At 59.1% G+C, this 22,327-nt stretch carries 20 protein-coding genes; 14 read left to right on the top strand and 6 right to left on the bottom strand.

The window, feature by feature from the left end:
• The first annotated feature begins 47 nt into the window (after positions 1-47).
• The 4 genes from FMN63_RS12125 to FMN63_RS12110 all read left to right on the top strand — a co-directional run bounded on the left by FMN63_RS12125 (position 48) and on the right by FMN63_RS12110 (position 3,542).
• Positions 48-980: a LysR family transcriptional regulator gene (locus FMN63_RS12125; RefSeq protein ID WP_148584236.1), complete on the top strand. Its 933-nt coding sequence runs from the start codon at positions 48-50 to the stop codon at positions 978-980.
• Between the two features lie 86 nt (positions 981-1,066).
• The gene (locus FMN63_RS12120) at positions 1,067-1,831 is read left to right on the top strand and encodes a phosphatidylserine decarboxylase (protein ID WP_286192683.1); all 765 of its coding nucleotides are present in this window, start codon (positions 1,067-1,069) and stop codon (positions 1,829-1,831) included.
• Positions 1,832-1,898: 67 nt separating this feature from the next.
• Positions 1,899-2,711: a CDP-alcohol phosphatidyltransferase family protein gene (locus FMN63_RS12115; RefSeq protein ID WP_148585547.1), complete on the top strand. Its 813-nt coding sequence runs from the start codon at positions 1,899-1,901 to the stop codon at positions 2,709-2,711.
• 81 nt (positions 2,712-2,792) lie between these two features.
• Entirely contained in the window at positions 2,793-3,542 is a 750-nt protein-coding gene (locus FMN63_RS12110; protein ID WP_148584234.1) for an SDR family oxidoreductase, read from the top strand.
• 99 nt (positions 3,543-3,641) lie between these two features.
• Here FMN63_RS12110 and FMN63_RS12105 read toward each other — a convergent pair whose 3' ends face one another.
• From FMN63_RS12105 to FMN63_RS12090, 4 genes are all read right to left on the bottom strand, one after another.
• Entirely contained in the window at positions 3,642-4,595 is a 954-nt protein-coding gene (locus tag FMN63_RS12105; protein WP_148584233.1) for a helix-turn-helix domain-containing GNAT family N-acetyltransferase, read from the bottom strand.
• A 150-nt stretch (positions 4,596-4,745) separates the two neighbouring features.
• Positions 4,746-8,309 (bottom strand): efflux RND transporter permease subunit, encoded by a 3,564-nt coding sequence (locus FMN63_RS12100; RefSeq protein WP_148584232.1) that lies wholly within the window; start codon positions 8,307-8,309, stop codon positions 4,746-4,748.
• Positions 8,306-9,409: an efflux RND transporter periplasmic adaptor subunit gene (locus FMN63_RS12095; RefSeq protein WP_148584231.1), complete on the bottom strand. Its 1,104-nt coding sequence runs from the start codon at positions 9,407-9,409 to the stop codon at positions 8,306-8,308. Before FMN63_RS12095 ends, FMN63_RS12100 begins: the two co-directional genes overlap by 4 nt.
• Before the next feature lie 26 nt (positions 9,410-9,435).
• The gene (locus FMN63_RS12090; protein WP_148584230.1) at positions 9,436-9,993 is read right to left on the bottom strand and encodes a helix-turn-helix transcriptional regulator; all 558 of its coding nucleotides are present in this window, start codon (positions 9,991-9,993) and stop codon (positions 9,436-9,438) included.
• Between the two features lie 306 nt (positions 9,994-10,299).
• Here FMN63_RS12090 and FMN63_RS12085 point away from each other — a divergent pair, with 306 nt between their 5' ends.
• Complete coding sequence (locus FMN63_RS12085; protein WP_148584229.1) at positions 10,300-10,686, top strand: hypothetical protein; 387 nt, start codon at positions 10,300-10,302, stop codon at positions 10,684-10,686.
• A gap of 637 nt (positions 10,687-11,323) precedes the next feature.
• On the top strand, positions 11,324-11,644 hold the full coding sequence (locus tag FMN63_RS12080; RefSeq protein ID WP_148584228.1) for a hypothetical protein: 321 nt from the start codon (positions 11,324-11,326) through the stop codon (positions 11,642-11,644).
• Positions 11,645-11,661: 17 nt separating this feature from the next.
• Here FMN63_RS12080 and pcaF read toward each other — a convergent pair whose 3' ends face one another.
• Together pcaF and FMN63_RS12070 are read right to left on the bottom strand one after the other, a co-directional pair.
• Positions 11,662-12,864, bottom strand: a complete 1,203-nt coding sequence (gene pcaF, locus FMN63_RS12075; RefSeq protein ID WP_148584227.1) for a 3-oxoadipyl-CoA thiolase — start codon at positions 12,862-12,864, stop codon at positions 11,662-11,664.
• A 119-nt stretch (positions 12,865-12,983) separates the two neighbouring features.
• On the bottom strand, positions 12,984-14,384 hold the full coding sequence (locus tag FMN63_RS12070) for a mannose-1-phosphate guanylyltransferase/mannose-6-phosphate isomerase (RefSeq protein WP_148584226.1): 1,401 nt from the start codon (positions 14,382-14,384) through the stop codon (positions 12,984-12,986).
• A 172-nt stretch (positions 14,385-14,556) separates the two neighbouring features.
• Between FMN63_RS12070 and FMN63_RS12065 the strand changes: the two genes are divergently transcribed.
• The 8 genes from FMN63_RS12065 (at position 14,557) to der (ending at position 22,238) form a co-directional block, all read left to right on the top strand.
• The gene (locus FMN63_RS12065) at positions 14,557-15,402 is read left to right on the top strand and encodes an ATP-binding cassette domain-containing protein (RefSeq protein ID WP_148584225.1); all 846 of its coding nucleotides are present in this window, start codon (positions 14,557-14,559) and stop codon (positions 15,400-15,402) included.
• On the top strand, positions 15,392-16,219 hold the full coding sequence (gene znuB / locus FMN63_RS12060; protein ID WP_148584224.1) for a zinc ABC transporter permease subunit ZnuB: 828 nt from the start codon (positions 15,392-15,394) through the stop codon (positions 16,217-16,219). The genes FMN63_RS12065 and znuB overlap by 11 nt, the downstream gene beginning before the upstream one ends.
• Positions 16,216-16,623, top strand: coding sequence for a Fur family transcriptional regulator (locus tag FMN63_RS12055; RefSeq protein WP_148584223.1), 408 nt, complete (start codon positions 16,216-16,218; stop codon positions 16,621-16,623). The genes znuB and FMN63_RS12055 overlap by 4 nt, the downstream gene beginning before the upstream one ends.
• An 86-nt stretch (positions 16,624-16,709) precedes the next feature.
• The gene (locus FMN63_RS12050) at positions 16,710-17,849 is read left to right on the top strand and encodes a Gfo/Idh/MocA family protein (RefSeq protein ID WP_162530034.1); all 1,140 of its coding nucleotides are present in this window, start codon (positions 16,710-16,712) and stop codon (positions 17,847-17,849) included.
• A gap of 101 nt (positions 17,850-17,950) precedes the next feature.
• The gene (locus tag FMN63_RS12045) at positions 17,951-18,535 is read left to right on the top strand and encodes an NnrU family protein (RefSeq protein WP_148584221.1); all 585 of its coding nucleotides are present in this window, start codon (positions 17,951-17,953) and stop codon (positions 18,533-18,535) included.
• Between the two features lie 201 nt (positions 18,536-18,736).
• Positions 18,737-19,420, top strand: a complete 684-nt coding sequence (locus FMN63_RS12040; protein WP_148584220.1) for a tetratricopeptide repeat protein — start codon at positions 18,737-18,739, stop codon at positions 19,418-19,420.
• Positions 19,417-20,769 (top strand): outer membrane protein assembly factor BamB family protein, encoded by a 1,353-nt coding sequence (locus FMN63_RS12035; RefSeq protein ID WP_148584219.1) that lies wholly within the window; start codon positions 19,417-19,419, stop codon positions 20,767-20,769. Before FMN63_RS12040 ends, FMN63_RS12035 begins: the two co-directional genes overlap by 4 nt.
• 47 nt (positions 20,770-20,816) lie before the next feature.
• Positions 20,817-22,238, top strand: a complete 1,422-nt coding sequence (der, locus tag FMN63_RS12030) for a ribosome biogenesis GTPase Der (protein WP_148584218.1) — start codon at positions 20,817-20,819, stop codon at positions 22,236-22,238.
• The last annotated feature ends 89 nt before the right edge of the window (positions 22,239-22,327 follow it).

The raw sequence follows: 22,327 nt of genomic DNA, 5'->3' as shown, positions 1-22,327 counted from the left end.
CGAAGAATGAGGCTTACATAAAAGTAATTCTTCGAAAGGGTGGGATAATGAGGCTGGAAGACCTGCAATTTTTTGTCCGTATCGCGGAACTTGGCAGCATGGCTGCGGCCGGGCGGGAAATCGGCCTGTCTGCATCGGCGGCCAGCACACGCTTGACCGGTCTCGAAAAGGCTTTCGGATCCCAGCTTTTTGCCCGCACCACCCGGCGCACGACACTGACCGAAGCCGGGCGTGTGTTGTTGCAGCACGCGCGTACTGCGGTTGGCGAAATCGAGCAGGCCCGCTCCATACTGGAAGCGTCAACGGAAGCTCCACGCGGTACGCTCCGCTTCTCCTGCAACACCTTTTTCGGTCGCAAACACATTCTGCCCTATCTGGTGGAATTCCATGACCTTTATCCGGACATTCGTCTGGAAATGGATTTTTCCGACCGGATCGTGGATGTCATCGAGGAAGGCTACGACATGGCCGTGCGGGGCGCGCCGCTTACCGATTCCTCGCTGCTCGCCCGCAAGCTTGGCGGTAATCCCCGGGCCTTGTGCGCCTCTCCGGACTATCTGGCCCGCAAAGGCGTGCCGCGCACACCGGAAGATCTTGCCAATCACGATTGTATCGCCATGGCATCCATGCCGTACTGGTATTTCAACGGACCGGACGGAGAGATTGCCTTTGAGGTCCACAGGCCCATCATGAAGGGGGACAGCGGGGATCTGACCTACGATGCCGCGCTTCACGGCCTTGGACTCAGTCTGAAATCGCTGGCGCATGTCTGGGAGGATCTGCGCGACGGGCGGCTGGTCGCCGTGCTGCAGGATTATACGATCGCCCGCACAGGGGCGATCTGGGCTGTCTATCCGCCAAGTCAGTTTGTCCCGCCCAAGGTGACGGCTTTTGTAGATTTTCTGATTTCCAAATACGGACGGCCACCCTATTGGGAGAGTGACTACCGAACGGCTTCAGCCACTAAAAACGGGTCGTAAACCGTGTGGTTTTCAAGAAAAGCCGGTTCTCTTTGCCTTGAAAAGCCACTAGAAGCGGGGCAGAAGCTAACGCGCAAAGGGTGCGTTTGGCTCTTCGCCGCGACCGCGCCTGCCGGCAGGCAGCAACCGAAAGTGAAGATAACAGTATGTCGATAGTCGATTCCGTCTCCAAGGCCATGGTGCCGATCCATCGTGAAGGCTGGCCCTTCATTGCGATTGCTCTGGTGGCGACACTCGTTATCGGCTGGTTCATCGATCCCCTGTTCTGGATCGGGCTTTTGCTCACTGGGTGGGTCTGCTATTTCTTCCGCGATCCCAAGCGGGTGACACCGGTGGGAGAAGGACTGGTGATTTCCCCGGCCGACGGTGTCGTAAGCCTTGTCGGCCTCGCACGTCCGCCTGCGGAGCTGGAACTGGGCTCCGAACCGCTGATGCGGGTCTCTGTTTTCATGAATGTGTTCAACTGCCATGTGAACCGTGCGCCCGTGGGTGGACGGATCGAACGGGTGGCTTATCGCGCCGGCAAGTTCCTGAACGCCGAACTGGACAAGGCCAGCGAAGACAACGAGCGAAATGGCCTGGTTATCGACACGGGACATGGCCGCATCGGCGTCGTTCAGATTGCCGGTCTGGTGGCCCGCCGCATCGTCTGTTTCGTGCGCGAAGGTGAAGATCTCTCTGCGGGCGAGCGGTTTGGTCTGATCCGCTTCGGATCACGTCTCGATGTCTATTTTCCGGCTGACACCCAGCCAAAGGTCGCCTTGGGCCAGACGATGATTGCCGGGGAGACCGTGCTGGCCGATTTGTCCGCGCCGCAAAGCCCGGCGCAGTCCCTGACCCGAGTAAGCTGAGGCTATCGTGAACGAAACGCCCGAGCATGGCCAATCCGAAGCCCGCAGGACACCGCGTTTCCGGCGTGTGCCGCTGCGTCTGATCATCCCGAACATGGTGACCTTGCTGGCTCTGTGCTCCGGTCTCACAGCGGTCCGCATGGCCTTCGAGGAGCGCTGGGAATTTGCGGTGGGTGCCATTCTGGTGGCTGCCGTGCTGGACGGGCTGGACGGCCGTGTAGCCCGAATGATGAAGGGCACGTCGCGTTTTGGAGCAGAACTCGATTCCCTGTCCGATTTCGTCAATTTCGGCGTAACGCCGGCCTTGATGCTCTACCTGTGGATCCTCAAGGATGCCGGCAACATGGGGTGGATCGCGGCACTGATCTTCGCAATTTCAGCGGCCCTTCGCCTGGCACGTTTCAATGTGGCGCTGGATGACCCGAACAAGCCGGCCTGGGCGTCGCGCTTTTTTACCGGGGTTCCGGCACCTGCCGGGGCGCTGACAGTGCTCCTGCCGCTTTATCTGGACTTCCTTGGCCTGTTTCCCCACTGGTTTGCAGATGATGCTTTCGTTGCGGTCTACACCATCTGCGTTGCTTTCCTGCTGATCAGCCGTTTGCCGACCTATTCCGGCAAGACGCTCGGAACGAGGGTACGCCGCGACTTTGTGCTGCCGCTGTTCCTGGTCGCCGTGCTGATCGTGGCCATGACTGTCTCCTATCCCTTCCGCATGCTTGCCGGAGGCGCGGTGCTTTATCTGCTGACCATCCCGTTCTCCTGGCGGGCGCACAGAAAACTCATTCTCGCCGATGCTTCCCTGGGTCTCGATGACGATGGCGACGAATGCGATACGGATCTCGACAACATCGCCGACAGGGACAAGGACCACGGTGGCTGACGCGCTCCTGATCGCAAATCGGGTTTGAGCGAACGGTTTTCTGGTTCAATTAGGCCTCCTCACCAAATGAGGAGCCTTCTCATGCTTGATGGAAAGACAATTCTGATAACCGGCGCCAGCAGTGGCATCGGAGCGGCTGCCGCGCGTCTTCTTGCCGACGCAGGTGCGAACCTGATGCTGGCTGCACGGCGGGGAGACCGTCTTGAAGAGGTGCGGTCGTCATTGCCTCATGCCTCAAACCGGATCGCACTGTTCGTTGGCGATGTCTGCGATACCACATTTTCCGAAGCTTCTGTGAAAGCGACGCTCGATGCTTTTGGCGGTCTCGATGCTGCATTCAACAATGCAGGCACACTTGGAGAAATGGGGCCAGTGCCGGACATGAGCCTTGATACCTGGAACCATGTCGTTGCAACCAATCTCAACAGCGCCTTTCTGGCTGCCAAATATCAGATCCCGGCCATGCGAGAGCGGGGAGGCGGTTCGATTGTGTTCACCTCGTCTTTCGTCGGCCATGGCATCGGTTTCCCGGGCATGGCCGCCTATGCAGCAGCGAAGGCGGGACTTGTCGGCCTGACGCAGGTTCTGGCCGCAGAACACGGACCGGAAAACATCCGCGTCAATGCGCTGCTTCCTGGCGGCACAATGACGGACATGGCTGGCAACGACCCGGCTTTCCACGAGTACATTGCCGGTCTCCATGCCCTCAAGCGGATGGCAGAGCCTGAAGAGATCGCCGGGGCGGCTCAGTTCCTGTTATCGGACGCCAGTTCCTTCGTTACCGGCTCAGCGATGTTGTGTGATGGCGGAAATTCCATCTTCAAAGGCTGAATGGACGCATGAAACGGTTCGGGCGGTGACCCGGACCGTTCGTTGTCGCTGACAGGTTGAAATGCGCTCAGTCGCAGGGAACATCCGCGAGCGGCACATTCACTTTGGACGCACCCTTATGAATTTCTGTTCCGTGACGGACTTACCCCACTGGTCACCGACGTATTCCTCAGCAAGGGTGAAGCCGTTTTTTTCGTAAAGCATACGCGCCGCGTCGAGACCCTTCAGCGTCCACAGGTGGATTTCGTCGAACCCGAGGCCGTCCGAATGATCGAGGGCTTTCTGGAGAAGGGCTCTTCCCAGTCCCTTACCACGCAGGCGTTCCGACAGGATGAACCAACGCAGATGGGCGATGTTGTTGCCGAGATCTTCACCGTCAATGGTGATCGATCCGATGACAGCCCCGTTCTCCAGCACGCTCCAGCTGTTGTTCATGGGATTGTCGACCCGCGGCATGAATTCGGCCATGGCTTTTGAAACCACGCTTTCAAAGGTCGGGCCCATGCCGATGATGTGGCCGTGGGTGCGGGCATGCATGCTGGCGATGTCCCCGATCATCCCGGTTTGATAGCCCTCGGCGATGGAGAATTGCGGCTGATGTTCGGCTTGCGCTTCCTGCGGGATGGCAAGAGCCTCAGCATAGGCGGACATGGCGTCGCAAATTTCCTGCGCCTTGTCGCCATTGATCCGGCCGAGAGCCCTTCGGGCTTGAGCGTCGCCATAGCGGTCAATTTTTGAAAAAGTCGCCTTTCCGGCTTCCGTCAGGTTCAGGCCAAACGATCGGCCATCACTGTCAGACCGCGTTTGCGTGATTTCGCCGCGTGCTTCCAGTGACTTCAGCAAGCGGCTGATTGTCGATTTCTCGAGTTTGAGTCTTGTCGAGATTTCCTTGGCGGTAATGCCGGGGTTCAAACCGATCTCCATCATCGCATGGACGCCTGAGCCTGACAGGTCGGTGCCGGCGATGGTCTTGTCCAGAAAACCGAATTCGCGGACCAGTTGGCGGGACGCTGCACGGATATCGCTGACAAGGGTGGGGGAATGCTGGGACATGCGTAGACCTATATAGTTGTATGTTGCAACTATATGACCGCGAAAGCAGAAGTTCAAGGGGAGACGGTTTGTTCGGACTTTGAAACCCGGATTTTCCGTCAACGAAAAAGGCCGCCAGAAACCGGCGGCCTTTTGACGAAGGTTCTTGGATCATTCCGCTGCGTGCGGAAGATCCTCCTGCGGAGGAGCTTTCGGCTGCGAAGGCGATGGCATGGACACCACCTTTGCTGCCGGGCGCTGTTCGGCCTGATCGCCGAAAGCCACCGGTTCCGGAGTTTCTTCCGCTGTGCCTTTTCCAGACTTGGACCGGAAGTAGGCGACGGTTTTGCGGAAGACGCCAGCCCACACACTCGGCACTGCGATCATGACCGGGATCATCAGCAGCGTCAGCAGCGTAGAGAAGGCGAGACCGGAGATCACCGCTGTTGCGAGCTGCACCCACCAGACCGCCGTGATGCCGCCGAATGAGGTCACCTGATTGAAGAAATCGAAGTTGATCATGGTGGCCATGGGCACCAGGCCGGCAATGGTCGTGATCGTTGTCAACAGGATCGGACGGATACGCTGGGCGGATGTTTTCAGGATCGCATCCACGGGTTCAAGGCCATCTTCAAGAAACCTGTTGTAGGTGTCGATCAGGACGATGGCGTTGTTGACCACGATGCCGGCAAGCGCAACAACCCCGGTCCCGGTCATGATGATCGAGAATGGCTGATTGGTTACGAGCATACCGAGCAACACACCGAACACCGACAGGATCACCGTCGAGAGCGTCAGGATGGTCTGGTAGAACGAGTTGAATTGGGTCAGCAGGATCAGGAACATCAGGAACAGTGATGCCACCATCGCCTTGACCAGGAACTCGCCAGATTCCTGCTGGTCCTCATCCGCACCGCGGAACTTCAGGAAGACGTTTGCAGGCCATTCCTGCGTATCCAGCCATTTCTGGAGCGCGGCAACCTGTTCTGTCGGGTTGGAACCGCTTTCCGGGTTCACTGCCGCCTTCACGAACATGGAATAGAGCCCGTCGCGGCGCACGATCTCCGACACCTTCTGGGCCGGTTGGCGGCTGATGAAATTCGCCAGCGGCACAAGCCCGAGCGGCGTCTGCAGGCGAAGCTGGTCGAACCGGTCAATGCTCCGCTCATTTTCCGGCAGGCGCACACGAATGTCCACCTCGTCCTCGCTGTCACCAGGACGATAGGTACCGATCAGGACGCCGTTGGTGACAAGCTGAACCATGTTGCCGACGGAGGCAATGCTCGCCTGGTAGCGGCCGGCCTGCTCCCGGTCGATGGAGATCTGCCATTCGATGCCGGGCAGGGGACGGTCGTCCTCCTGGTTCATCAGCGTGTCCATGCCGTTGACATGCTCGCGAATGCGGGCGACAGCGGCAACCATGTCGTTGTAGTCGGTCGACTTGATCTCCAGCTGGACGTCCTTGCCCGTTGGGGGACCGCCTTCGATCTTGCGGGTCTCCACCTTGATGCCGGGGAGGTCGCTGGTTGCGTCACGAATGTCGGCGAAGATTTCCTTCGCCACCCGGCGGCAGCAGAAGTCTGCAAGTTCGATGTTGATCTCGCCCATCACGTCCGCGGGCTTGTCCTGAACGTCGCCGACGGACGGGCCGCCGGAAGAGCCACCGGGTGTGAACGCGTTGGTGATGACGTTGTCGACACCCGGAATGGACAGGACCCTGTCTTCTACCTGCACGACGAGATCGCGGGCTTCCGCAGCCGACATGTTGCCGCGACCGGAAACCAGAACCACTGCCTGTTCCGGTTCTTCATCAATGAAGAACTGAACACCGGTCGGGTTTGCCGCGAACGCAAGGAAAATCGCCGCGCAGCTGCCGATCAGCAGCGCGATGGCGGCGATGTTTCCGAACGGATTGCCTGCAAACATCTTCAGGATGCGCACATAGACACCCGTAAATCCGCGCACCTTCCTGACGTCGAACGCTTCGGAGCCGGAAAGCGTGGCTGCCTCGGCCCGGTCGAGTGCAGCCCGTTTGGCAGCACGCGCCTGCGACCAGCGCACATAGGGGCGCAGCAGCTTGTAGGAGACGAAGGCGACGAGGACGAGGGCCACCAGCCCGCACGCGATAGCAATGCCGAAAGCAACGCCTGCGGGCACGGCGCCTTCCAGGACCATCGGAACGAACGGACCGAGTGCCACGATGACGCCGACCATGACACCAAATGTTAGCGCCAAAAGCACTGCGGCATATCGGTCGAGGAAATGCGATAGCTGCGCCAGGATGCCACCTGTCACCGGCAGGAACACCATTGCGGTGAACAGCGAGGCCGTCAGGACGATGATCACCATGATCGGCAGGTAGCTCATGAACTCGCCGGCAACACCCGGCCAGAGCAGCATTGGCAGGAACGCCACCAGCGTGGTCGCCGTCGAGGAGACGATGGGCCAGAACATCAGCTTAGCGGCGCGGATGTAAGCCTCGCGGTCCTCCATGCCTTCCTGGATCTTGCGGTCCGCATATTCGGTCATCACGATGGCGCCGTCGACCAGAAGCCCCACGGTCAGCACGAGACCGAACATGACCATGTTGTTGACCGTATAACCGACCCCGCCGAGGATCAGGAAGCCGACCATGAAGGAGGTTGGGATCGCCAGCCCGACAAGCAGGGCCGACCGCATTCCAAGCGCCGCCAGAACCAGGATCATTACCAGGAAGATCGCGGTCAGGATCGACGACTGCAGCGAGCCGAGCACTTCGTAGATGTTGTTGGACTGGTCCAGCATCATGTCGACGCGAATGGTTTCCGGCCAGTCCTTGGAAGCATGTTCGACAACTTCACGGACTGCCGCGTTGTTCTCGATAATGTTGGTTCCGATACGCTTGACGACCTGCAGCGCGATGGCCGGGTTGCCGTTGACGCGCGTATAGGCGTTGGGGTCCTTGAAGGTACGCCGGATCTCGGCGACATCCGCAAGCGTCACAACACCTTCACCGCTTTGTTTCAGCGGTAGCGTGTAGACATCTTCCGCCGTCTCGACGAGGCCGGGAACCTTCACGTTGAACCGACCCTTGCCACCGTCGATAAATCCGGCGGGAACAAGCTGGTTGTTCAGCTGCAGGGAGTTCAGCAGCTCCTGCTGGGTGATCGAGTACGATTCCAGTTTCTGGGTGTCGATCAGGACTTCCAGCAACTCTTCGCGGTGTCCGGTCAGATCCGCAGACCGTACGGTGTCGATGGCCTCGATCTCGTCCTTGAGTCGCCGGGCATGCTTGTAGAGCGTGCGTTCCGGCACGTTGCCGGACAGCGCGATGATCATGGTCGGCGCAAGCGCGAAGTTCATCTCCGTGATCGTCGGCTCTTCGGCCTCTTCCGGCAGCTTGCTCTTGGCCTGGTCGACCTTGTCTCGCACGTCCGCCAGCGCCTCGTCCTTGTTGAACGAGATGTCGAACTCCAGCACGATGCCGGCATGACTTTCGGCGGCGATCGCGGTGATTTCCTTCAACCCGTCAAGGCCGCGCAATTCCGTTTCCATCGGCCGCACGAGCAGGCGCTCGGAATCTTCCGGAGAAATGCCCTGCTGGGTGATCGAAATATAGAAGATCGGCAGATCAATGTCCGGACTGGCTTCCTTCGGGATCGAGATATAGGTGGCCACACCGGCGACAATCAGCGCCAGCATCAACACGAATACCGTCTTGGGGCGCCGAAGGACGCCTTCGAGCATGTCTATCATTGGCTCACCTCTGCCGTCTCAAAGACCGGTTGAACGAGCTCTCCATCCGAGACGTATTCCTGCCCAACAGTGATGGCGACGACCTCATGGGGAAGTCCGCCAACCCACATTCCGTCCTGATCTCCGCCCAGCACCTTGACCGGGTAGAAGACGGTCTTGTTGTTTTCGTCGACTGCGCGAATGCCCACCTGGCCCGCATCATTGAGGGTCAGGATGGCGGGCGAAATCTTGTGCGCCTTTTCTGCCGCCAGCTCCAGTTTTGTGACCGCCGTAACGCCATCCCTGGCCTTGCCGTCGGGATTAGGCAGCTCGACCTCGATGCGGAAGGTTTTCGTATCCGGATTTGCGGTCGGCGAGATGTAACGAACCTTGCCGCTGAGCGTTTCTCCCGTCACGAGGGTAACCGTTGCCGGCATGTTCAGCGTAATTTCGGAGATATTGAGTTCCGAGACTTCGCCGATGGCAATCATTGGATCAGAATCGACAACGGTCGCGCAGATGCCGCCTTGCTCTAGCTGGCCACCGATTTCAGCCATCGGGCTCTGGATGACACCGCCAATCGGCGAGCGAATGACCGTGTGCTCCAACTCCTGTTCGGCTTCTATGAGGCGTGCCTTGGCGGCATCGAGCTGAGCCTGCAGGGCCGCCACACGGGTTTGGGCGGTAAAGCCCTTGCTGTTCAGCTGCGTTGCCGCCTCATGATCCAGTTCCGCCTGAGCCAGCGCTGCCTTGGCCTCCAGAATGCGCGACTCCCGCGAGCCCTTGTCGAGGACGCACAGCACATCCCCGGCAGCAACATGAGCGCCTTCCTGTGCCGGGCGTTCCACGACATCGTCCGTTGTCTTGGACCTGACGGCGACCTTGGCTTCCGCCTCGGTGCGACCGCGCACCTCCAGAACGGCCCGCCGGTCCTGCGCTACAAGACGCTGAACCTGAACCCGAAACGTTTCATCGGTGGCCTGGCTGACCCGTAGGGCAGGCGGCGGGGTTGAGTGCTCGCTGTCGCCGACACCGCCGACAACAACCGTGCCGCTATACATCCAGAATCCGATACCCGCAGCAATGCCGGTCGCCAGGAGGTAGGAAAACTTTACTCGCATTTATCTAAAGCTCCGAAAGGTCTCGCTTACTCAGCGGCCGCCGCAACCGGCTGTACCGCTTCTTCGGCAATCTTGATCAAGGTCTCGCCATGGTCTTCCAGATAGGCGAGATTGAATTTCATGCAGGCAATCCCGTAGTCACGCGTCCATTTGGATCCGGGGTGGGCGATTACCTGGTCTTTTTCGTTGTCTGTCAGCAGGCGCAACTCGGCTTCTACCTGCGCCTTTCGCCGCTCGACCGCCCGGCGGATCACCTCGGGAGGTAGCTGCGCGGCATTGAGAGCTATGAGCAGAAAGGGAGACTTGAAGGTATCCGGAGCCTGGGGATCGCACAGGGAGTGGATGAAGTCCTCACGGCCGGCATCGGTTATGGAATAGACCTTCCGGGCGGGCTTGCCTGCTTGCGGTTCCTCGCGCACGGTCACGAACCCTTCAGACTCCAGGCGCGCCAATGCCGGATAGATGGAGCCGAAGCTCGCATCGTCGAAATAGCTGAACCGGCCTTCGGTTGATTCCTTCCGGATTTCGTATCCGGTGGCATCTCCAAAAGACAGGATCGCAAGACAGAGGCTGCGTACACTCATTCACCACTCCGCGCCTGGAGGGCGTCCTCCTGGCATGACAGCCTTCCTACGAGCCTGGTTGCGATCTGGATGATACAAGCAGCTTCGTGAGAAGTCATATGTTGGTCCGATATATCGAACAAATATATGCTTCCCTATTGGTAATCAAGAGTGCGCTGCACAATTCCCGGCTTGAAGATGAACAAACCATGAGCTGACCTTCAAATTTATCCAATTCGGTCTATTTGACAGCTTGTTGCCAGGTGACGATCGACGCTAGGCTGGCATGACAACGCAACTGAATTGGAACCACAGGGAGTGTTCGGCATGAAGACGTCAATAAAGGCCCTGGTTCGCCCGAAGCTTCCGCGTGACCCGCTGTTCCGTCTGCTTGCGGTCAATGGCCTCGCAGGAACGGCAATAGCCGGACTCGTTCTCGGGGGCATCTTTCTTGGCAATATCGGTAATCTGAGGGTTCTGGTAATGTCTGCTGAAGATCCCGTGCTGCCGGTAATCATGCTGGCATTCGGTCTGTTCATAACCCTTGGATCCGTTGTCATGGGCTCAGCTATCATGCTGCTGGGCCAAGGCGGTCAAAATGGAAATGGCAAGGGTGGGGGCGCAAGGCGCAGACCGCCTGTGTTATTCACCGGACAATTGAAGCCCGTGCCGGTTCCCGCAAAAGCCGGATACAGGCACGATCTGCGTCGGTGAACCGTTTCAGGCGGTTCGACACCTTGCGTAAACGGTCAATGAGCAAGTTGCTGGTAGACTGACGTCGTCTTGGCAGACGCCGTTGGCTTTGATCCAAGATCAGCAAACAAGGTCATGGCCGCAGCTGCTAGAAGTAGCAGCATCCCGAGGGATGAGAGCCTCATCTCACCGGTCCTTTCGATCATGACATCCTCCGTTTTGATGCAGAGGCTATACAGCCGCAGGGTATAAAGCCCCGGTAATACGTCTTGTAAAATTTTACATACATTCAATTACCTACATGAAAAACGGGCAGGGTCTCATTCCTCTGCTCCCGATGCATCCGTCTGAAGTTGCAATCAACGGACCTGCGGTGCCTCCTGAGCCATTAAACGACACGAAATCGAGGAGGCCAGCGCAAGTCCCCGCGACAGACGCCGCCATTAACCATCGACAGCGAAAAACATGTCATTTCTGCAAGGTCAGGTTGCAGCCCTCTGAGGTTTCTTATACGACCAATGGTAGTTTAACGCTTTGTTAATCAATTGTTGGGGTTGTAATGCGATTTCTGGTTCGGAACTTGCACATATTTGTTTTCACAAGTCTTTCAGCGTCTGCTGCCTTATGGGTCGCAAGCAACCCGCAAAGGGCAGCAGAGTTGGCGCGCCCTCTGGTTGAAGATGCTGTCGAGCTTCAGGTGATGGCGAAAAATGCCTATCGCGAAATCCGTGAAGTGGATCTGCGGGAAGCCGCGGATGAGGCTGTTTCCTACTATGTTGCGACGCTGCGTATGCCCAGTCTGCTATTCGAGCGGCTGGCCGATCAACTCGACGACGTCAATGACAGGCTGGAGCAGCGGACGCAGGCGGGACATTCCTCGCGCACAGGGCTCCCGACCGACCAAGATCGTCCAGTCCCGGTCAGGTCTGGCCCGCACCCGCGTCCGGGAGAGGGCCATCTCGTTTCAATATCGATCTGATTTCGAAACGAAAGGCTTCAGGCAGCCGCCAGGGCCAGCGCAATGCCCTGACCGACACCGATGCACATGGTCGCAAGCGCCAGGTTTCCGCCACGCTTTTTCAGTTCCAGTGCCGCTGTTCCGGTAATTCTGGCACCAGACATCCCCAGCGGATGGCCGAGGGCGATCGCCCCGCCGTTCGGATTGAGGATATCGCTTTCCTCGGGCAGACCAAGGTCCCGCATCACGGCAATACCTTGTGCGGCGAAGGCCTCGTTGAGTTCGATCACGTCGAATTCCGGTAGCGCAATGCCCAGGCGTGCGCAGAGCTTGCGCGTCGCCGGAGCCGGACCAATGCCCATGATTCGCGGTGGTACACCGGCGGTTGCCCCGCCAACGACGCGGGCAATCGGCGTAAGATTGTGTTTTTCCACCGCAGCTTCAGAGGCAATAAGCAACGCGGCTGCGCCATCATTCACGCCCGAGGCGTTGCCTGCGGTCACCGAGCCGTTTTCCCGGAACGGTGTCCTCAACGCTGCGAGTGACTCCAGTGTTGTGGTTCTGGGGTGTTCGTCCTTGTCCACCAGGATAGGATCGCCCTTGCGCTGCGGGATCATGACCGGCACGATTTCTTCTGCGAAACGGCCGGATTTCTGAGCCGCGGCAGCCCGCTGCTGGCTGCGCAGAGCGAAGGCGTCCTGGTCCTCGCGTGAAATCTGAAACTGTTCGGCAACGTTCTCTGCCGTTTCGGGCATGGAATCGATCCCATACTGGCGTTTGAGAAGTGGATTGACGAACCGCCAGCCGATGGTCGTGTCGAAAATGTCAGCTGACCGGGAATAGGCTGCCTCGGCCTTCGGCATCACGAAGGGCGCACGAGACATGCTTTCCACACCGCCGGCAATGGCCAGATCGATTTCGCCTGCCTTGATTGCCCGTGCCGCAGTGATCACCGCATCCATTCCCGAGCCGCAAAGCCGGTTGAGTGTCAGGCCCGGAACGGTGTCTGGCAGACCAGCCAGCAGTGCCGACATGCGCGCGACGTTGCGATTGTCTTCACCGGCCTGGTTGGCGCAGCCATAAAAAACGTCGTCTACCTCCGCCCAGTCCGTATCCGGATTGCGCTCCATCAGCGCATTGATCGGAATTGCGCCAAGATCGTCGGCGCGGACTGAGGACAGCATGCCTCCATAGCGTCCGATGGGAGTGCGGACATAATCGCAGATGAAGACATGGTGCATGGGTGAATTCCTGTCCGTGGCAGTGAGAACGGCGTTTGGAGAAAGTCCGATTTGGATGAAATCTTGCCGTAAAGCATTTATCAAGGCAAAGACACATCACGTAAATATGTGAGGAATAGCTAAGTTTGTGATGTTTCCGAATGGCGCCGGATATCGTCTTCCTGCAAATAGGTTCCGGACTGCACCTCGATCATCCGTACCGGGATCTTGCCTGGATTATGCAGCGTGTGTCGCGCCCCGAGGGGCACATAGGCGGACTGGTTTTCACTCAGCAGCCTGGTTTCTCCGTTGATCGTGATTTCGAGTGTACCAGACACCACCACCCAGTGCTCTGTCCGGTGAAGGTGACTTTGCAGGCTCAGCCTCTTGCCTGGCTTGATCATCATGGACTGCACGGCAAAACGGTCTCCGGCGTTGATCCGTTCCGTGTAGCCCCACGGGCGGTAGGACCGTGGATGCCGGTCAACCTCGTGCCTGCCTTCCGCCTTAAGCTGTTCCACCACGGTCTTGACGTCCTGAGCGTTGTCCTTGTGGGCAACAAGGACGCTGTCGGTGGTTGCGATCACCATCACGTCTTCAAGCCCGATGACGGACACAAGGCCGCGTTCGGCGTAGGCCAGGCAATTGTCGCTGTCGAGAAAGCGTGCATCACCCAGTCCGGCATTGCCCTGGGCATCCTTGTCCAGCACCGTCCAGATGGCAGACCAGGACCCCAGGTCGTCCCATTGCGGTGAAACCGGGGCGCAAACAACGTTGTCGGCCTTTTCCATGATCGCGTAGTCAATGGAAATATTATCCATCGCTTCGAAGGCTTCCTGGTCAAGCCGGGTGAAATCGAGATCTCCGTGCCGTGTCTTCATGACGTCGACGATTTGCTCGTAGAGGTCCGGCTGGTGCTGCTTGAAAGCGTCGACCATGGTCGTGGCCGCATAAAGAAAGATGCCGGCGTTCCAGACGTAACTGCCATCCTCCAGGAAGGCATCGGCCCGCTCCTGATCTGGCTTTTCGACGAAGGCCTCCACTGGCCTCACGGGCTCCGATCCGCCCGCCACTTTGATATAGCCGTAGCCGGTGTTGGCTTCGCTGGGCTGAATGCCGAAGGTAACGATCTTGCCCGCCCGGGCTGCTTCCTGGGCCTGCTGGACGGCCTGCAGGAAGACATCTTCCTTGCGGATCAGATGGTCGGACGGCAGAAGCAGGATAAGGGCGTCGGGGGCCGTTTCAGCGGCGATCAGAGCGGCGATCAGGGCAGGCGGGGCGGTGTTGCGTCCGACCGGTTCCAGCAGGATTGACAGGGCTTCCAGTCCAAGTTCGTTGAGCTGTTCCCCGATGAGAAAACGGTGCGCGTTGCTGCCGATAACTATGGGAGCGGCAAAATCAGGATGGTTGACCCGCTTGCAGGTCTTCTGAAAGAGACTTTCCCCGCCAAAAAGTGGCAAAAACTGTTTTGGCCGGTCGGTGCGTGACAGCGGCCACAGCCGCGAACCGACACCGCCAGACAAAATACAAGGGAAAATCATGTTTTGGTTCCTGTGCTGCTTCTGTAAATGAGGCTCTCGCGGGCAAATCACGCTTGCACTGAGTGATATTCAGCCGAGGGACAAGTTGCAAGCAAGTGGCTTGAACGCTACATACGTAATAACGTAACGCCGGGGCGTTGGTTCCCATTGAGCGCAGCAGGCTTTCAGGACTATGACAAATTCAGACACCAGGCTTGTTCAGCTGGACCGTGCCGGCATTCGCAAGGGCGGTGATTGGCTCGTGCGCGGTGTTGATCTTTCAGTCTCGCCCGGTGAAATCGTGACGCTGATCGGCCCCAACGGCTCCGGCAAGTCGACCACGGCCAAAATGGCCCTCGGTATCCTGAACCCGAGCGAAGGCCGCGCTGACCGCAAACCCGGTCTGACAGTCAGCTATGTGCCCCAGAAACTCGCCATAGACTGGACTTTGCCGCTGACAGTTGCCCGGTTCATGCGTCTCACCAATTCCTTGTCAGACGCCGAGTGCCGCGCGGCGCTGGCCCGCACGGGTGCCGAAAGGCTGATGACATCGCAGATGCGCACGCTCTCCGGCGGAGAAATGCAGCGCGTCATGCTGGCACGTGCGATTGCCCGCAATCCCGGCCTGCTGGTGTTGGACGAACCGGTGCAAGGTGTGGATTATGCCGGCGAGATCGCGATTTACGATCTCATTTCCGAAATCCGCAAAACGCTCGGCTGCGGCATTCTAATGATCTCGCACGATCTTCATGTGGTGATGGCGGCGGCGGATCAGGTCATTTGCCTCAACGGCCATGTCTGCTGCCGTGGGACACCCTCGGATGTCAGCCGCGACGACCGGTATCATGCGCTGTTCGGCAACCGGCGCAATGCAGCGATTGCGGTGTACGAACACCATCACGACCATGTGCATCTGCCCGACGGAAAAGTGCGTCACGCCGATGGTTCCGAGTGTTCCTCCTGTTCTGGCGAGCACCATCACCCTTCGCACGGCGACGCGTCGGCGGAAAAAGAGGGCGGCATTCGAAATGCTGGATGATTTTTTCACCCGTGCGCTGATCGCCGGCATTGGTGTAGCCCTTGTTGCCGGTCCTCTTGGCTGTTTCATCATCTGGCGGCGAATGGCCTACTTCGGCGATACACTGTCCCATGCGGCTCTGCTGGGAGTGGCCCTGTCGCTGCTCCTCAACGTCAACACCACCCTGGCGGTTGGAGCCGTTTCGATCCTTCTTGCAATCGTGCTGATGGCCCTGCGGCGCAGCGATACGCTTTCTTCCGACGCGTTGCTTGGCCTGTTGTCCCATTCCGCGCTGGCTCTGGGCCTGGTGTGCCTTGCCTTCATGACCTGGGTGCGGGTCGATTTGCTGGGCTTGCTGTTTGGCGACATTCTGGCTGTAACACCTTTGGACATTGCCATGATCTACGGCGGCGGCGCGCTGGTGCTTGCCGTTCTGGTGATCATCTGGCGCCGCCTGTTCGCCGCAACCGTCAGCCCCGACCTTGCCGCGGGGGAGGGCCTTAAGCCCGAACACACAGAGCTCATCTTCACGCTGCTGACGGCCATCGTCATCGCCATCTCGCTCAAGATCATAGGGGCGCTGCTGATCACCGCGCTTTTGATTATTCCGGCTGCTACCGCGCGCCGCTTTTCAGCATCACCGGAGCAGATGGCCGTCATCGCCGCCTTGATCGGAGCTGCCGCCGTCGTCGGCGGGCTCTACAGTTCACTGAACTACGATACGCCGTCGGGGCCCTCCATTGTCGTTGCGGCAATGGCGCTTTTTGTCGTCAGCCTTGTCCCGGGTGTGCAAATCGTGAGAAGGGTGACATCAAGTACGAAAGGAGATCGTCCGTGAGCGTTGAGACACATCCCGACCTGACCAAGAACCAGGCCCTGGTGTTCGGCTCATTGTCGGACGCTGGCGGACCTCTGACGGCTTATGCGATTCTGGATCTGTTGCGCGACAGCGGGTTCCGTGCGCCGCTCCAGGTCTACCGGGCACTCGACAAGCTGGTGGAATACGGAATGGTCCACCGCTTGGAAAGCCTGAATGCTTTCGTCGCCTGTTCGCACAAGGGCTGCTCAAGCCATGGCACGGCAGCTTTCGCCATCTGCGAAAAATGTGGTGTCGTCAGTGAGTTTACGCCGGACAAGGCCATGTCCCTGCTAAGGGACTGGACAAAGAGCGAAGGCTTTCAGCTGTCCCGGACGACTATCGAACTGCGCGGCACTTGCAGGCAGTGCGCCGTACCGAATTGATCCGCGCCGCACGTCCCGGCATCCAGTCGATTTCCTGGACACGGTCTTTGCCCTAGGATGTCTGCATCGATTCTTGGGAGATGTTCATGGCAGACAGTTTGGGCATCGGAATTATCGGATGCGGCACTATCTCAAAGACCTACTTTGAGCTGGCGCCGAGGTTCAACGGCCTTGAAATCAGGGCCTGTGCGGATTTGAACCGCGACGCAGCGGAAGCACGTGGGTCTCAATATGGCGTGCGTGCACTCACCGTGCACGATCTGCTTCTTGCTGATGACATTGATCTGATCGTCAATCTCACCGTTCCTGATGCCCATTATCTTGTGTCCCACGAAATTCTGGCGCACGGCAAACACGTCTATTCCGAAAAACCACTGGCCTTGTCGATCAAGGACGGACAGGCGCTTGCTGATATCGCCCGCAAGAAACACCTCAAGGTCGGATGCGCGCCGGATACGTTTCTGGGCGGGGCGCATCAGATTGCCCGCAAGGCGGTGGACGAGGGGCTGGTTGGCGAGATCGTCGGTGGAACATGTCATGTCATGAGCCACGGCATGGAGCACTGGCACCCCAATCCCGATTTTTTCTACAAACCCGGTGGCGGCCCGATCCTCGATCTCGGACCGTATTATATCGCTGCACTTCTCAATCTGATCGGTCCGGTCAAGCGCGTGTGCGCCATGGCGGGCATGCCGTTCAAGACCAGAACGATTGGGAGTGGTGCTCGAAAAGGCGAAAAGATCGACGTCACCACCCCGACCACGATCCATGCCATCCTGGAATTCCAGACAGGTGCCAAGGTGACGCTGACGGCCAGTTGGGATGTTCTGGCACACAAGCACCAGCCGATGGAGCTTTATGGAACCAGGGGCTCTCTCTTTCTTGCGGATCCGAATTTTTTCGGCGGGGAGGTAAGTCTGGCTGCCGAAGACGGAACATCAAGGCCACTCGATGGCGAGATGCATCCCTTCGGATCGGCGAATGTCAATGACAACGGCACGCCGCGCGCCAACTACCGCTCGGCAGGTCTGGCTGATATGGTCCAGTCGATCCTCAAGGATGACGAGGGCGAGTTCCGCTGTTCTCTCGAACGGGCCCAGCACGCGGTTGATGTCATGGTGTCCATTCTGAAATCGGCCGAAACAGGAACTTTCGTGGGCATTGAGTATCAGGCCAGCCGCCCGCAAGCCCTTGGGGCCGCAGAGGCAGGCAAGTTGCTTGCCTGAAGCCGGTTGCGGCGGCTTCGTCAGCCTCCTATCTTCGCGGCGAGGGACGCCTGGATATCGAGGGCGAACGCCCGTCTGTGGGCAAAAGAGGGAGAGCGGGTATGGCCTTGTTGATCGCCGGCCTGGTGCTGTTTTTGGGAATTCACACGCTGCCGATGTTTCCGGCAACGCGCAACCGGCTGGTCTCCGGGCTTGGCGAGGTCCCCTACAAGGGGCTTTACACGCTCTTGTCGTTCGTTGGTCTGGGCCTGATCGTCTTTGGCTATGGTGCGGCCCGCTTCCAGGGGCCTCCGCTGCTCTATGACCCGCCGTTCTGGCTGCGTCACGTCACCATGCTTTTGATGGTGCCCGTGTTCATTTTCCTGGTGGCGGCCTATGTGCCTTCCCGGATCAAGACGGTCATGAAACATCCGATGCTGGTGGCGGTTAAGCTGTGGGCGTTTGCTCACTTGCTCGCCAACGGGGATCTGGCGTCGGTGCTTCTTTTCGGCAGTTTTCTTGCCTGGGCAGTGGCCGACCGGATTTCGGTCAAGCGCCGTGGGCCGGGGGCAGGGCAGATCGGTGCATTGGCGTCGGCAAAGCCTGGAAAATACGCCGACGTTGTTGTGATTCTGCTGGGTCTCGTTCTCTACGGACTGTTCGTCTGGAAACTGCACGCGCTGTTGATCGGCGTACCGGTGATGTGATAGCCGCCGCAGTGCTTGAAATTACGTTAGAAATCCGGCATTTCCTGCCGGATTGCCCCACTTGCGCCACGAAGGGCCGTTTAAAGCCCCTTCAGGGAATTGCCCGAGCCGGATCAAATGGATAATGTGCGCCACTCATGAAGGGGCCACGCTCGGCCAGACGTGCCGGGCCGCAGAAGTGAATGCAGGAAATAGACACGCATGTCTGACATTTTTCGTGAAGTCGATGAAGATATCCGCCAGGAGAAATACCGTCGGCTTTGGGACCGGTTCGGTCCGTGGGTGCTTGGCGTTGCGGTCTTGATCGTTGTAGGCACCGGCGGCTATCGCGGCTGGCTCTACTGGCAGGAACAGCAGTCACAGACCGCGGGCGATAAGTTCTTCGAAGCCGTGAAGCTGTCCGAAGCCCAGAACTACGAAGAAGCAGCAGCTCTCTACGGAGAACTGGACGATGCTCTGGGCGGATACCCCGCTCTTTCGAGACTGCGCCAGGCCACCGATCTGTCCAATTCCGGCAAGACTGAAGAAGCACTCGCAGAGTTCGATGCCATGTCACGCGACAGCAGCATCATGGAAGCCCTGCGGGATGTCGCGGCCTTGCGCGCCGCTTACCTTGCCGTCGATACCCAATCCTATGGCGATATCGCCGACCGGATCGAGAAACTGACCGGTGATGCCGGTCCGTTCCGTGCAGCGGCACGTGAACTTCTCGCTCTAAGTGCCTGGAAGTCAGGCGATATCGAGACTGCCAAAAATTGGATTTCAGCAATTGAAGAGGATCCTGAAACGCCTGCGGACGTAAGTCGGCGCGTGTCGATCCTTGGTGATGTCATCCGGTCCAGCAACGGCGAAGCCAAAGCGGACAGTGAAGGAAACAACCAGTGAGTTTTGTAACCGTTTCTTTCCGCAGACGCGGTGTTTTTGGCGCAATTGCGCTGTCTCTCCTCCTGACAGGGTGTGGGTCGGTCAGCGAGTTTACCGAGAATATCAACCCGTTCTCCCGCGAGAAGATCCTCAAGGGTGAGCGTCAGCCTGTGTTCGACGGCGCCGATCCGGCAGCCGAAGCACTTGGTCAGACTGCCAAGATCGGCGCGGCGACAGGCGGTCAGTCTTGGACAACGGCCGGTGGTGGCCTGACCAACGATCCGGGCAACGTCGCCATATCCGTTTCCGGCAACCGTGCCTGGCGTGCCCAGGTCGGCTCGTCCGGCGGTGGACTGACGACATCCGCACTCCGGGTGTCGTCCCGCCCAGTCAGCGATGGCAGCCGCATCTACATCTACAAGCCCAATGGTGAAGTTGTTGCCCTTTCGACGGGTGGCGCGCGCCAGTGGACCCAGAACCTGCGTCCGGAAGGCGAGAGGGATGTCGGGCCCGGCGGCGGTGTCGCGGTTGAAGGCGGCGTTGTCTACGCGGCTACCAGCTATCGCCAGGTCGCGGCGCTTGAAGCAGGCTCCGGCCGGGAAATCTGGAAGGTCGACATCGACACACCGGCGCGTGGCGCACCTGTTGCCGGCGCCGGGCATGTCATTGTCGTGACCCAGTCAAACGAAGTCTATGCGCTGAAACAGTCTGACGGTAGCGTTGCCTGGTCCTATGCAGGCATCGAGGAAACCGCTGGCCTGCTGTCTGCAGCCAATCCGGCCATTTCCGGCAACCGTGTCATTGTGCCGTTCTCCTCCGGTGAGATCATGGCCATCGACATCAAGTCGGGCGAACCGGCCTGGATCGACGGCGTGTCGCGCGGCTTCAGGACGCTTGCATTGTCCGGTCTTGCGGATGTGTCGGCGAGCCCGGTTGTCGCCGGCAACACGGTTTACGCCACCGGCGTTGCCGGTCGTACGGTTGCGGTGGATGCCCGCACGGGCCAGCGCCGCTGGGAACAGAATCTCGGCAGCGTGCATACGCCGGTTGTCTCCGGCAGCACGTTGTTCATGGTTGATCTTGACGACCGCATGGTCGCCCTCAATCTGAAAAACGGGGAAACCCTCTGGGCAACGGCCTTGCCGCGCCCGGAAAAGAAGAAGAAGCGCCGCAACTGGGCTGGCCCGATCCTGGCGAACGGGGCACTGGTTGCCTTTTCCAGCGACGGCCAGATCGCAATCGTGGATGCCGCTTCCGGTAAAACCATGTTGACGCAGCGGACCAATACGGATGTCTATGTGACACCGATCGTCGCCGGGGGCAGGATTATCGTGCTGACTGGCAATGACGGCGTCGCTGCCTTCAACTAGCATTTGAGGCTGGGCCAGAAGAGGCCCGCCTATCAGGAGAAATTGCTGTGGGCGCTACTGTCGCCATTATCGGACGGCCGAATGTCGGCAAGTCCACCCTGTTCAATCGCCTTGTGGGCAAGCGCCTGGCGCTGGTTGACGACACACCTGGTGTGACGCGTGACCGGCGGCCGGGCGATGCCCGTTTGGGCGACTTGCGCTTCACGATCATCGACACCGCCGGTCTCGAAGATGCGGACAAGGAGTCCCTTGAAGGCCGCATGCGCCGGCAGACAGAGGAAGCGGTGGAAACCGCCGATGCCGTTCTGTTCGTGATCGATGCCCGTGCCGGCGTCACGCCGCTCGATGCCCATTTCGCCGAAGTTGCGCGCAAGACCACCCGTCCGGTGATCCTGCTGGCCAACAAGGCCGAAGGCCGGGCCGGGCAGAGCGGGCTTTACGAATCCTATTCGCTTGGCCTGGGCGATCCGATTGCAATCTCCGCCGAACATGGCGAAGGACTTGCCGATCTCTATGACGCGCTGAAACCTCATGTCGACCGGGTAACGGAAGAAGAAGACGCCAAGCGCGAAGAGGCGATCACCAATGTCGATGTCGACGAAGACGGTGAGTTCGTCGAGGAAGAAGATCCGGTCGGGACCGCTGAACGGCCCCTGCGTGTTGCCATCGTTGGCCGTCCAAATGCGGGCAAGTCCACGCTGATCAACCGCATGCTGGGCGAAGACCGTATGCTCACGGGACCGGAAGCGGGCATCACGCGCGATTCCATTTCCGTAGACTGGGTCTGGCGGGATCGGCATATCAAGCTTTTCGATACGGCCGGGATCCGCAGAAAGGCGCGTGTGCAGGAAAAGCTGGAGAAGCTTTCCGTTGCTGATGCCCTGCGCGCGATCAAGTTCGCCGAAGTGGTCGTCGTCACACTGGACGCCACCATGTCCTTTGAGAAACAGGACTTGCAGATCATCGATCTGGTTGCACGCGAAGGCCGTGCGCTGGTGATCGCGATCAACAAATGGGATCTGATCGAAGACCGGGAAGAAGCCTGGAAAAAGATCAAGGACGCCAACGAGCGGTATTTCAACCAGATCCGCGGTGTTCAGATCGCCACGTTGTCCGGCCAGCAGGGGCAGGGGATTGATCGCCTCATTGAAAGCGTCTTTACCGCCTACGAAGCCTGGAATTCGCGTGTCTCGACCTCGAAGCTGAACCGGTGGCTGGACAAGGTCACGGCGAACCATCCGCCTCCCGCCGTTGCCGGGCGCCGGGTGCGCCTGCGCTACATGACCCAGCCCAAGACGCGGCCACCGCATTTTGTCGTGTTTTGTTCGCGTCCGGAGCAATTGCCGGAAAGCTACACCCGTTATCTGGTCAATGCACTGCGCCAGACCTTCAATATTAACGGGACCCCCATTCGCCTGTCCTACCGCAAAGGCGAGAACCCTTACGCTCCGAAGCGAAAACGGGGCTGAGTGGGGAAGGTGCGGCCGGCTTTTGCCGGCTGCCAGCCAGAATATCTCTTTCCTGGCGGAAACGCTGCTTGCCGCCGCTATCGACACTT

This window comes from Stappia sp. BW2, assembly GCF_008107695.1.
Classification (GTDB): Bacteria; Pseudomonadota; Alphaproteobacteria; order Rhizobiales; family Stappiaceae; genus Roseibium.
This window is presented reverse-complemented; position numbering and strand designations above follow the sequence as displayed.

Coding starts and splice junctions, on each gene's coding strand:
- FMN63_RS12125 (WP_148584236.1), top strand. CDS start 48: ATGAGGCTGGAAGACCTGCAATTTTTTGTCCGTATCGCGGAACTTGGC.
- FMN63_RS12110 (WP_148584234.1), top strand. CDS start 2,793: ATGCTTGATGGAAAGACAATTCTGATAACCGGCGCCAGCAGTGGCATC.
- FMN63_RS12105 (WP_148584233.1), bottom strand. CDS start 4,595: ATGTCCCAGCATTCCCCCACCCTTGTCAGCGATATCCGTGCAGCGTCC.
- FMN63_RS12100 (WP_148584232.1), bottom strand. CDS start 8,309: ATGATAGACATGCTCGAAGGCGTCCTTCGGCGCCCCAAGACGGTATTC.
- FMN63_RS12095 (WP_148584231.1), bottom strand. CDS start 9,409: ATGCGAGTAAAGTTTTCCTACCTCCTGGCGACCGGCATTGCTGCGGGT.
- FMN63_RS12090 (WP_148584230.1), bottom strand. CDS start 9,993: ATGAGTGTACGCAGCCTCTGTCTTGCGATCCTGTCTTTTGGAGATGCC.
- FMN63_RS12085 (WP_148584229.1), top strand. CDS start 10,300: ATGAAGACGTCAATAAAGGCCCTGGTTCGCCCGAAGCTTCCGCGTGAC.
- pcaF (WP_148584227.1), bottom strand. CDS start 12,864: ATGCACCATGTCTTCATCTGCGATTATGTCCGCACTCCCATCGGACGC.
- FMN63_RS12070 (WP_148584226.1), bottom strand. CDS start 14,384: ATGATTTTCCCTTGTATTTTGTCTGGCGGTGTCGGTTCGCGGCTGTGG.
- FMN63_RS12065 (WP_148584225.1), top strand. CDS start 14,557: ATGACAAATTCAGACACCAGGCTTGTTCAGCTGGACCGTGCCGGCATT.
- znuB (WP_148584224.1), top strand. CDS start 15,392: ATGCTGGATGATTTTTTCACCCGTGCGCTGATCGCCGGCATTGGTGTA.
- FMN63_RS12050 (WP_162530034.1), top strand. CDS start 16,710: ATGGCAGACAGTTTGGGCATCGGAATTATCGGATGCGGCACTATCTCA.
- FMN63_RS12045 (WP_148584221.1), top strand. CDS start 17,951: ATGGCCTTGTTGATCGCCGGCCTGGTGCTGTTTTTGGGAATTCACACG.
- FMN63_RS12040 (WP_148584220.1), top strand. CDS start 18,737: ATGTCTGACATTTTTCGTGAAGTCGATGAAGATATCCGCCAGGAGAAA.